The 12,154-nt window shown below is 37.7% G+C and carries 8 protein-coding genes and 1 tRNA gene; 5 read left to right on the top strand and 4 right to left on the bottom strand.

All coding sequences use genetic code 11. The features are described from left to right. Window positions 1-12 precede the first annotated feature (12 nt). The 4 genes from ABEG20_RS19145 to ABEG20_RS19130 all read left to right on the top strand — a co-directional run bounded on the left by ABEG20_RS19145 (window position 13) and on the right by ABEG20_RS19130 (window position 5,892). Window positions 13-837 (top strand): FkbM family methyltransferase, encoded by an 825-nt coding sequence (locus ABEG20_RS19145; RefSeq protein WP_406824837.1) that lies wholly within the window; start codon window positions 13-15, stop codon window positions 835-837. A 136-nt stretch (window positions 838-973) separates the two neighbouring features. Further along, a complete protein-coding gene (locus tag ABEG20_RS19140; RefSeq protein WP_406824836.1) occupies window positions 974-2,032 on the top strand; it encodes a GNAT family N-acetyltransferase in 1,059 nt (352 codons plus the stop codon). Window positions 2,033-2,054: 22 nt separating this feature from the next. Next, a complete protein-coding gene (locus ABEG20_RS19135) occupies window positions 2,055-4,475 on the top strand; it encodes a TonB-dependent receptor domain-containing protein (protein ID WP_406824835.1) in 2,421 nt (806 codons plus the stop codon). A gap of 1 nt (window position 4,476) precedes the next feature. Next, window positions 4,477-5,892, top strand: a complete 1,416-nt coding sequence (locus ABEG20_RS19130) for an aminoglycoside 6-adenylyltransferase (RefSeq protein ID WP_406824834.1) — start codon at window positions 4,477-4,479, stop codon at window positions 5,890-5,892. Between the two features lie 284 nt (window positions 5,893-6,176). Here ABEG20_RS19130 and ABEG20_RS19125 read toward each other — a convergent pair. From ABEG20_RS19125 to ABEG20_RS19115, 3 genes are all read right to left on the bottom strand, one after another. Next, a tRNA-Asp gene (locus ABEG20_RS19125) sits at window positions 6,177-6,250 on the bottom strand. A 103-nt stretch (window positions 6,251-6,353) separates the two neighbouring features. After that, a complete protein-coding gene (gene prfA / locus ABEG20_RS19120; protein ID WP_406824833.1) occupies window positions 6,354-7,427 on the bottom strand; it encodes a peptide chain release factor 1 in 1,074 nt (357 codons plus the stop codon). Between the two features lie 648 nt (window positions 7,428-8,075). Then, window positions 8,076-8,825: a UDP-2,3-diacylglucosamine diphosphatase gene (locus ABEG20_RS19115; RefSeq protein WP_406824832.1), complete on the bottom strand. Its 750-nt coding sequence runs from the start codon at window positions 8,823-8,825 to the stop codon at window positions 8,076-8,078. A 302-nt stretch (window positions 8,826-9,127) separates the two neighbouring features. Between ABEG20_RS19115 and ABEG20_RS19110 the strand changes: the two genes are divergently transcribed. Beyond that, window positions 9,128-11,254 carry a prolyl oligopeptidase family protein gene (locus ABEG20_RS19110; protein WP_406824831.1) on the top strand — a complete coding sequence of 709 codons (2,127 nt, stop codon included), beginning with the start codon at window positions 9,128-9,130 and terminating at the stop codon, window positions 11,252-11,254. A 51-nt stretch (window positions 11,255-11,305) separates the two neighbouring features. Here the strand turns inward: ABEG20_RS19110 and ABEG20_RS19105 are convergent, their stop codons facing one another. After that, on the bottom strand, window positions 11,306-11,974 hold the full coding sequence (locus ABEG20_RS19105) for a hypothetical protein (RefSeq protein ID WP_406824830.1): 669 nt from the start codon (window positions 11,972-11,974) through the stop codon (window positions 11,306-11,308). Window positions 11,975-12,154: the final 180 nt, after the last annotated feature.

Here is a 12,154-nt window from a genome sequence, read left to right as displayed (position 1 = left end):
AACAAAAATAGTATGAACCAAAATACAGACTATAAGCATATTCCCACTGATTTGCTGGGTGTGGCTGCTGAACGAAATCCCATGGCAAACCTAGATCCGATGCTATGCGGATATCAGATCTTATTTGATAAGTTTAACATTCCAAAAACGGGTGTTGTTCATTTAGGAGGGCATATCGGACAGGAACTTCCAATGTATGCCGCATTGGGGTTTCAAAATGTTGTGATGGTTGAGCCTCTTGAGGAAGAATACCAGATACTGGAGGACAGGATATCAAAATATAATCAGGTTTTTGAGAATGTAGGCAATTTTCTAGGTGAAAAAAGCCTGATGAAAGCACATGCGGTAAGGTGTGCCGTTTCCGATACAACAGGAACAATCAGTTTTTATAAAACCGGGGTTACTTCGCTTTCTTCCATGTCTAAACCTATAGCGCAGGGTTTTTCAACAATGTGGGATTCTTTTGGCGCTTATATGCCCTGGTATCAACGTCTTATTTATCGGGTTAAAAGACGTCGTGCAGTTTCTTACCAGGAAGTTGTGGTGCCATGTAAAACATTGGATCAAGTTATTGCAGAATTGCCCAATTCATGGAAAGCCAACGATTTCAGTTATCTGCGGATGAATGTACAAGGTGCGGAACTGAAGGCTTTAAAAGGAGCAGATAAATTTTTACAATCTGTATCAGTAGTTGATTTGGAAACAAATATTGAATCGAGGTACGAAGATAACCCCACAAGGCAGGAATTTGATTCGTTTCTGGATACCTATGGTTTTGTTGCGGCATTTAGCTATTCGCTTGGGCCCATGGGTAATATAATTTATGTTAAAAAGTAATTTAAATTTTTCAGTCAGGCAATGTAGTTAAGCCAGAGCTGCACTAAGCCTCCCTATTCCAATGTCAGAAACGAAATCATTAAATATCAGTATTTAAATTATCTAGATTAAAAATAAAGCTATTTTCTGGGGCAATATGATAAATATAGAGATTGAAAATAACAGGCTATCTGAATTTAGCCAAGACCAGGATAAAAGTGAATGTTGGTCTCGTTATGTAGCGCCAGGCAACTTTACATTAGCATTTGAGTATCTTCACCTCTATCAATCAGAAAATGATGCTACTTTTTTTTATACCGGGCGAACTAAAACTGAAATTGTTTTTGTTTGCTTAATATCGCTGATCACAGTAAAGGTTTATGGAATACCCATCACTATAGTAATGTTTGGTGGCCCAAAAACAAATGGGAAAGCTTTTTGGTACGATGAAGATCGACTTTCATACCATAGTTTTGTAACCAAGCTCCTATACCTGTTAAAAAAACAATATAAATTTCAGTTTATTGTTTTGCGAGAATTTTATGGTACAGGCGATCGGTCGCAGATTATAGAAAGTGAGAAGATGGGTTTTATCGTTCATCATGCTATGATAAAGAGCTATCTGGATATTTCACTGTTTAATTCATTTGACAGTTATTTTAATTCCCTGCCCTCAAAAAAACGCAATTATTTCAGAAGTGTAATCAAATGTAACCAAGACCCCGATATCAACATTGATATTGTTGATTTAACAGCCGATCTTGTTGATGAGATTTATCCGCTTTATTTTGAAACCAATGCCAGGGCAAAAGAAAATCAGACAGCGGCCGTAGGGCGTTCGGTGTTTATTGCTCTATCTGAAAGCAGCATTAAGGCAAAGGTGATTACGTATAGATTAAAAAATAAAGTGATCGCGTTTGGTTTAATGTTTTTTAATTTTCATGAAGTAAAATGTTTATTTACAGGCTTTGATTATAAATTTACTAAAGAATATAACCTGTGGTATCAGATTATGCTTGGCTCTATCCGGTTTGCGGTAGAACGCAGATGCCAATATATTGATCTTGGATCATCTTCAGCATCGATGAAAAGTAAATTTATGGCTGCTCATGAAAATGTCTATATATCAGTGTTGTTTAAAACGCCAATACTAACCAAAGTTTTTAAAAGGCCTATTGTTTTCCTGCTGAATAAGTTTCTAAAACCTGCTCAATAACTATTAGCCAAAAACATCGTTTATGTCGTTCTCCATTATATCAAAATCCTTACCGGTCATTTTAATCAATCTCCTGATTTGGCTTGGTCATGTTTCTGCACAGTATAACGTTATTGGTGAAGTATTGAGTGATGGGCATTTGCCGGTTGCCCATTTGCAGGTGTCTATTATCAAACCTTCAGATTCCTCCATAATTACATCCTCAAGCACCACTTTGGATGGTAAATATAAATTAGGGGTTAAGGATACAGGAAACTATGTGATTTCTGTTAAATCAGCTTTTTATCAGCATCTTAAATTAGCAATACAAGTTAAAAAAGCAATTACAGATGTGCCCCCCATTTATTTAATTCCTGTTGCAGTTAATTTAAGAGGAGTTAATGTAAGTTCAAACAGGCCACTTTACCAGCGGGAAATTGACCGGATTGTGGTAAATCTGGGAAACCAACAAACGTTAGTTTCAGGAAGTGTTTTAGATGTTTTGGAAAAACTCCCTGGCGTAAAGGTAAATCGGGAAACTTCTTCAATTTCATTAAATGGAAAAGAAGAGGTTGGGATTATGCAGGAAGGAAAAATAGTAAATATACCTTTAAGCTCTTTTATTCAAACCCTCGGTACAATGGAAGCCGGAAACATTAAACAAATTGAATTAATTACGACCCCCCCGGCAAAATATGAAGCCGGTAATGCCGGTGGGTTGATTAATATTATCATGAATAAAAGAACAACAGATGGTTATAATGGGGCATATACAGCCGCATTAGGATATGGTGATTTTGATAAAGAGAAACTTGCGATGAATTTAAGTATTAGACAAAAGAGGATTAGTTTTTTTGGAGATATTTCTTATAACAAGGATAAATCTTACAGGCGTTTCGAAAATTATAAGACTATTGCAACTCCTGAAAGTAATTATTCAACTTCAACCTTATCGAGCAGATTCCCTATAAGTAAAAATTATTCAGCTAGATTTGGTTTAGACCTTTATCTGAACGATAAGGTAACGATTGGAAGTAGTGTTTATGGATTGGTCAATACCTGGGATCAGCATGTAAATAGTAGAGGAGAGATTTTCTTACCACCCGATTCTATAATAAACCTCTCTATATTCAATGCTGAAAATAGCAGTAAAACCATGCTTACCGGGAATATAGATCTATCTTATCAGATTAATAAAAAGTCAAATTTGTATTTGGATGTGGATTATTTATATTTTTTCAATAAAAATCCGAATCTATATGAGAATACTTATACCTATACTAACCATCAATTTCTCAAAGATGTTTTTACTTCAGAAAAAAGAACCCCTGTAAACATCTGGGCGGGCAAAGTTGATTATAGCACGCAGATTTCAGCGTCTGTACAGCTTGAAACCGGATATAAATCTACTTTCACCTCTCTTGATAATCAGATCAATATTTCGGATATGGTTGAGCGCGGAAACGGTATAGGCCTCCCTTTGGGGGAGCGCTCTAATCTGAATGAAGTGATCTTGGCAGTTTATGCTACATCCAAATGGCGCATTAATGAAAAAATGTCTCTCCATGCAGGGTTGCGTTACGAAAACTCTGTAACCAAATTGACCATTCCACAACAAAAACAGGCTGTAAACCGTAACTTATCAAAACTATTTCCTTCGCTGTTTTTGTCGAAAACGTTAAGTCCCAGTAGCACTTTAATATTATCCTATGGGCGAAGAATAAACAGGCCAACATACAATGATTTAGCTCCATTCATATTATTTCTTGATCCTACAACACTTTACAATGGAAATATATCACTAAAGCCTTCACTGAGTAATATTTACACACTAACCTATAATTTTAAAAAATATTCTTTATCAACTGAATTTATTGATACCGCTGATCCAATATTCAGGTTCCAGCCCGTTCTTGCAGAGAATAATAAACAAGTTTTTATGCCAATTAACCTTAAAAGCAATAAAATATTTTCAGGTTTATTGTCTGCTCCGTTCAAGCTAGCAGATTTTTGGCAGATGGATAATTTTATACAGGGTGTATTACAATCTAACCAGTTCTTAAATGAAAAACGCTTATCTGATTCATATTATAGAATTAGAAGCACTCAAAATTTTTCCTTGCCTAAACAATATTTTATTCAGGTATTTGCTTCCTATCAATCTTCTAGACTTACAGGAGCTTCAAGAACAAGTTCTTCAAATAAGGTTGATTTTGCAATTGATAAAAAATGGCCTGCCTCAAACGATCGTTTGCAGTTGAGTATCAATAATATTTTTTCAGATCGCTATTACGTAAGCTCAATCAGTGATGATGCTCCGGGTTTCTATGCGCTAACGGATTATAAGTACGAATCAAGAATTATAAGGTTAGCTTATTCGCACACTTTTGGAAATACCAAATTGAAAGCACAAAGAAAGAGCAATAAGGCAATTGATGAAATCGAAGAACGCGTAATTAAATAATATGACAAGCAGGTTAAATGATGCCATAGATGGAACGATCTGGCTGGCACAAAAATATACAGACATTAAAGCAATTGTGTCGTTTGGATCTACGAATAGGAAAAATTCTGATGAACATTCTGATCTGGATCTTTTTATTTTCACGACGAACAGTTCGTATTATATCAATAAGCAAGAGTCAAAATGGCTGACAGACAGCTTCGGCAAGGTACTTTCGAGAGTGATTGTAGAAGAATTAATGGATCGTATCTTATTTAACCGGATCATCCTGGAAAACCACTTCAGTTTAGATATCATTACAGTAGATATTGGTGAATTTGGGGCTGCCAAATACTTTTTATGGTTAAAAAAGTTTGGGCTATCGCGCGTTATTCCAAAAAGAAAATATACTGCAATAGATGACAAATTATACACTTTTCATTATTATTTGAAAAGGGGCTACCGCATTCTTTATGATCAGGTAAATATCGATCTGCTAATTAAAAATATTTTTGATGCCTACGAAAGTGAGTTGTTCAACGACAGAAATTATCTGATTAACGCAGTTATCTTTGAGCGGAATTATCAACACTTTTGGCAATCATGCCAAAAAATGAACACTGAATTGGAAAGCGGTAATTATTTTACTGCGCTAAATGTTCATGATCATGACATCAAGAAGTTTTTAATTCAAATGGTACACTGGATTACACTTATTAGTGCCAATAATAATGAACTGGACGTATTTTATAAAGGGGCAAAAATTAACGACTGGTGTGATCAGTCATTAATCCAGAGGTTATATAAAATATTTCCTCATCAGGATCTGACACATATGAAAGACGCTTTATATGAATCAATTTTGATCTATCAGGAATTATCTCATACGATAGCGCGTATCAAGGGGTTTAAAATCGACCCAGATTTTGAAATGGAAATCATTAAAAGTATCAGAAATGAGAAAGTTTTTTACGTTGAGCCGAAATTTTTAAAGTATTCTGATTTTTCTGCAATTAAAGGGAAAGAATTATCATTTTATAAAAGCAATGAATTTAGTGATCTTTTTGATAATAATTACAATCAGTTTTGGCAGTATTGCTATAAAATGATGGCGAAACTAACTAGGAATGATTTTTATTATGCCATTTTTATTTTGGATAACAATATAAAAAAAAGGCTAAGTGAGATGATCAGTTGGGCCAATGATATTAAAACTTTTTCGGGTGACCATGATCTGATCGAGGTTGCGGCAATAATTGCAACAGGAATTTATCCCCACAGCAAAGTTCAGGAAATGAAGATTTCTGTTCAAAAGACAATTAAAATATATCAGAACATCTCTCATCATATTGCTAGAGTGTTAAACTTATCAATAAATCCAGAACTTGAACAGATGGTTGAAACATTTATCCAGCAAAAAATGATCAGTCTAAATTAAGATTTCTTGTATTATTTTTATCCACCAGATCTAAAAAACGAGTTGGACTTTTTTGGGCTTTGAATATTTAGATTATCCCTAATTCTCTACTTTCTTACCAGAAGATTTCTGTAGGTCATCCAAAGCTTCATCATAGCCTTTTCTGCCTATAATCCTTCAGGATTAAAGGCATCGCCTGGCAGTTGCTTATCGTGCAGCCTTAAACAGTTTCCACTTGATCCGGGAGTGGAGAAGTTTATAGATCAAACAAAAGCCTCAACTTTTGCAAGTTAAGGCTTTTGTTGCGGAATGGACGGGACTCGAACCCGCGACCTCCTGCGTGACAGGCAGGCATTCTAACCAGCTGAACTACCACTCCTTTTGTTCTTCTTTAAAGTTCGAACCTCTTGTCTCTTTCGAGGTTGCAAATATAGAGACTATATCTTAATTCGCAAACTTTTTTTTAAAAAATATTTAACCCCTTAACCCACAGCACCTTCCTGCATCTTCTCTGCATTTTCTGCAAATTGAAGTGCATCAATAATTTCCTGGATATCTCCATCCATAATCGATGGCAGGTTATACATCGTTAAGCCGATGCGATGTTCTGTTACGCGGCCCTGAGGATAATTATAAGTTCTGATCTTAGCAGAACGATCTCCTGTTGATACCATGGTTTTACGCTTAGCGGCAATATCTCCGTTTTTTTTCTGCAATTCGATATCATAAAGTTTGCTCCGCAACATTTCCATCGCAATTATACGGTTACCCAACTGCGAACGTTCCTGCTGACAAACCACCACAATACCCGATGGCTTGTGCGTTAATTGTACTTTGGTTTCTACCTTGTTTACGTTCTGTCCGCCGGCACCGCCCGATCGCGATGTCTGCAGCTCAATATCAGCAGGATTAATATAAAGGTCAATTTCTTCTGCTTCTGGCAAAACTGCTACAGATGCAGCTGAAGTATGCACACGGCCCTGCGTTTCGGTATCTGGTACCCGTTGTACACGGTGTACACCACTTTCGTATTTCAACTGCCCATAAACATCCTCACCGCTCACTTTCAGAATTACCTCTTTATAACCTCCCGCAGTACCTTCGGTTACATCAACCGTTTCAACCTTCCAGCCTTTGGTTTCGAAGTAACGGGTATACATGCGGTACAAATCGCCTGCAAATAAAGCCGCTTCATCGCCACCCGTACCACCACGGATCTCAAAAACCGCATTTTTGGCATCTTCCGGATCTTTAGGAATCAACATCAAACGGATATTGCTTTCCATTTCTTCCTGCTGCTTCAACAGCAGGTCAAGTTCCTCCTTTGCCATTTCACGCATTTCGGGGTCTTTTTCAGTAGCTAATATCTCTTTATTGGCATCAATGTTACTCATCACATTTTTGTAGATTTTATATTCGTCTACAATCTTGCCCAAGTCTTTATATTCTTTATTTAAAGCCGCAAAACGTTTCATATCCTGAATAACATCCGGATTGCTCAACGATTCTTCCACATCTTCCCAACGCAGCTTTATAGCTTCTAATTTATCTAACATATTTATTCTTGTTGAAATTTCCTGACGGTTGGTATAGGCCCAAAAATTCAGGAAATGCAAAAATAAGGAAAAAAGCTGAATTAGTTTGTTTGGAGAATGGTTAATTGGCCAACTGTTCAAATTGGTTAATTGTACATGCATGAAGCAAGGGAATAAGGAAAAAATGAAAGTTATTTTACTATTAAAAGGTCCAGGAAATGAACGGTTCCGATTCTATGGCGGCCAACAGCCCCGCTATCTCTTCAAGTCCTCGCTGCGCTCCGGGCTTTTCGTTTTATCGGGTTTAGGAACAAAGGGCGGTGCATCCAGGCACCATGCAACCCCAAATAGCACCACTAACCTGCCTAACTAAACGGGATTGTAGTGGCAGCTCCCGATTTTTCATCGGGACTATAACGGAAAGCCAGACGAACATTAAACAATGCAACAGACATTGCTTTCCTAAAAACAGACTTCCAATAGATTTAACAATGAGGTATTATTTTAGCGGTCATTGGAAATGAGCAGTCCCGATCCTATGGCAGCCGGCAGTCCCGCTATCTCTCCAAGTCCTCGCTGCGCTCCGGGCTTTTCGTTTTATCGGGTTTAGGAACAAAGGGCGGCGCAAATAGGCGCAATGCAACCTCAAATAGCTAAAAGACTCAAAAATTAAGCATCTGGCTTATAATATTCCAATTTCAAATCTACACCATCAAACACCCCATAAGAATTATAATTAAGCCATTCACCAATATTTATATATCGGCTACCGTTACCTAAATCAATATTGAGTGGCAGGTGTCTATGCCCGAAAATAAAATAATCGAAATGTGTTTTCTGTAATTGCTCTTTGGCATAAATGGCCAGCCATTCTTTATCCTCCCCTAAAAACACCTCTTTCTCCGTTTGTGCAGCCCTGCTACCCTGGCTCCACCCATTCGCGATACCAATACCTAAGTTAGGGTGTAAACGCGCAAACAACCATTGGCAAACTTTACTTCTAAAAATCTTTCTTAAAAATTTGTACTTATGATCTCCCGGACCCAAGCCATCGCCATGGTGCAGGTAAAATTTCTTTTCACCGCGTTCAATAATCAGTTCATCACTGATAATTTCCATTCCGATTTCCTTGGTAAAATAATCGCGCACCCACATGTCATGATTGCCTTTAAAAAAGTAGATTTTTATTCCCGCATCGGCCATGGCAGCCAATTTGCCCTGTAAACGGATAAACCCTTTGGGAATCACTTTGGCATACTCGAACCAGAAATCGAAAATATCGCCCATCAAAAACAATTCGCCACAATTTGGTTCTATTAAATCTAACCAACTTACAATACGCGCTTCACGGGCACGGCTTTCGGCATAATTCGGTGTACCGAGATGAAAATCAGAAGCGAAGTAAATATTTTTTGCCATGGGATTCAAAGGTAACTCAAAAAGCTTAAAGACTAAAGTACAAAGACTAAAGCTTAAAGACTAAAGCAAGAACGCTGTTTAGTACAACCATTAAAACTAAAATCACTTAACAAACCGGCGCAATCAACCCGAAGGAGAAAACTAATGTTCCGTGCTTAAATCTGTGTTTCCGTGGCAAAAAACCATCAAACAAAATCACTTTAAACACAATCTATTAATCGATAATCGGTGTAATCTTAAAACCAGTGTAATCAACCAGAAGGCAAAAAAAGACATATATTAGTAAATAAATCTGTTTCACTATGAAAAAACAAATTCTATTATCCTTATTTGCACTAAGCCTTTTTGCCTGTAACCAGGGCAAAAAACCTGCAGCAAAAATAACATTGATGAGATACCCGGAAACGAAAAAAGACAGCACAAAAGATAATTATTTCGGTACAACCATTTCCGACCCATACCGATGGCTGGAAAACGACACCTCTGCAGAGACAAAAGCCTGGGTGATAGCCGAAAACAAAGTTACCCAGAATTATCTTGAACAAATTCCCTACCGCGCAGCTATTAAAAAACGCCTGACCGAATTATGGAATTACCCAAAGGAAAGTGCCCCGTTTAAAGTTGGCGAATATTATTTCTTTACCAAAAATGATGGATTGCAAAACCAAAGCATCTGGTTTATAAAAAAAGGCCTTGATGGCAAAGAGGAGGTTTTCCTCGATCCAAATACGCTTACCACAGATGGAACAGCGGCGGTTTCGCTGCTCGGCTTCTCGCATGATAAAAAATATCTGGCGTATTCTGTGGCGCAGGCCGGATCAGACTGGAGCAATATTTACGTAATGGATATTGCCAGCAAAACGAAATTGGCCGACGAGCTCAAATGGACTAAATTTTCGGGCGCAGCCTGGAAAGGCGATGGTTTTTACTACAGTAAATTTGATGAGCCTGCCAAAGGAACCGATCTTTCCGCAGCCAACAAATCGCAAAAGGTATATTTCCACAAATTGGGCGATCAGCAACAGCATGATCAGTTAGTTTTTGAAGACAAAACCAATCCGAATCTATATTTGGGTGCCACCGTTACAGAAGATGAACGCTTTCTGGTGGTTTATGCCAGTGCCGGCACTTCGGGCAATGCGCTATACTACCAGGATTTAAAAGTACCGGGCAGCAAAATCGACTTATTAATTAAAGGCTTTGAGCACAACCACAGTGTTATTGATAATGTAGGCGATAAATTATTGGTGAACACTGATTTAGGAGCAGAAAACAAACAGGTGGTTTTAATCGATCCCAAAAATGCAGATCCGAAAAACTGGCAGAAAATTATTCCTGAATCGAAATTGGCTTTAGAGGGTATCGGGACTGGCGGAGGATTTCTTTGGGCTACCTATCTAAAAGATGCCAGCACCAGTATTATTCAGTTTGATTTAACAGGAAAGAAAATCGGCGAGGTAAAACTACCGGCAATTGGAACCGTTGGAGGCTTTGGAGGCTACAAAGAAGATAAAGAATTTTTTTACACCTTTTCCAATTTCACCACTCCGGGCACCATCTACCGCTACGATGTGGACAAGGCCGAATCGATTTTGTATAAAAAATCAGAATTGAAACTCAATACGGACGATTATGAGACTAAACAGGTATTTTATCCGTCAAAAGATGGCACCAAAGTACCCATGTTTATCGTACACAAAAAAGGAATCAAACTGGATGGCAATAACCCGGTTTACCTTTATGCATATGGCGGTTTCCAGGTGAGTTTAACGCCAGGATTCAGTCTTTCCAGGATGCTGTTTCTGGAACGCGGTGGCATCTACGTTCAACCCAGCTTACGCGGTGGAAGCGAATATGGCGAAGCCTGGCACAAAGGCGGCATGTTAGCCAAAAAACAAAATGTTTTCGATGATTTTATTGCCGCAGCAGAGTATCTGGTTAAAGAAAAATACACCAGTCCCGCTAAAATTGCGATTTCGGGCGGCTCAAATGGTGGTCTGCTGGTAGGTGCCTGCATGACTCAACGTCCCGATTTATTTAAAGTAGCCTTACCAGCTGTAGGCGTTTTAGATATGCTCCGCTACCACAAATTTACTGTTGGCTGGGGATGGGCAGTTGAATACGGCACCAGCGATAAAAAAGAAGATTTCGATTACCTGATCAAATATTCACCGCTCCATAACATCAAAAGTGGTGTTAATTATCCCGCTACTTTAATTACGACTGCCGATCATGATGACCGCGTAGTACCGGCACATTCATTTAAATTTGCAGCAACACTACAGGAGAAATATAAAGGCGAAAACCCGGTTTTAATCCGAATAGAAACTAATGCAGGTCATGGTGCCGGTAAACCCACTACCAAAGTGATTGAAGAAGCAACCGATGTATGGAGCTTTGTATTTCAGAATTTAGGGATGAGCTGGTAAATACAATTCCTCTGCTAACGAAAATATCTTAGCAGAGGAATTACGAAAGTCTTACCCTCTGGATATTAATTTAGGGAAACCTGCAATATACTCAGTGCCCAGCCAACCAGTTTTTACCCTGACCAGCACTTTATCATTAGGCCCTATATCTTTAAATCTGATGTACCAATAAAAGAAACCCGATACTTCGATTGCCCCTAAATATCGGATATTAACATAAAATGATCTGGATTTGCCAGCTCCTTTAATAACCCGGTTAATGATTTGAGTCTCAAAGTGATCATTTTTTCTGCTCATTAACTGATTAATCAGCAACAGTAAAGGATCCGAAATCCAAAGTTTTCCAACAAAGAAAACGAAAAACAACTGCAAAAAACCATAGAAAATTGATTCCAACCAACTTGCTTCTTTCCCCATACCAGGCACATAATAAAGATATAAAGCGAAAAGGGGCAGGATGAGTAAATAATTCAAATAGAATACAAAGCCCTTAAATTTAGGTTTACTTAATACAGCACTCACATTAAATACCAAAGCAGAGGGAACGGTAAGGAATAACAAACAGTTCATGGGATGGTAGTCAAAGAAAAAATAAGCGACTATTGCCGCTGGCGCAAAAGCTCCGAATAGTTGCCAGCTTTGCCCTGCGATAATAAAGATTATAGCCCAAATCACCGCTAAAACAACAAAAAGAAGCAATATATAATCTGCATCTAACATAATAGATTCATGAGTTAATCAGATGCGTAAATTATATAAAAATTATCGGCATGAGCCATTACAAATAAATACTATTAAGCCTATAGACCAATTATATTTTATTTTTAAGACATTAAAAAGCCAATTTTTTGTTTTTAACCCCTAAATAACATACAATATACTGAATATAATGAGATTGCA

Source organism: Pedobacter sp. KACC 23697 (genome assembly GCF_045348445.1).
Lineage (GTDB): Bacteria > Bacteroidota > Bacteroidia > Sphingobacteriales > Sphingobacteriaceae > Pedobacter.
This window is presented reverse-complemented; position numbering and strand designations above follow the sequence as displayed.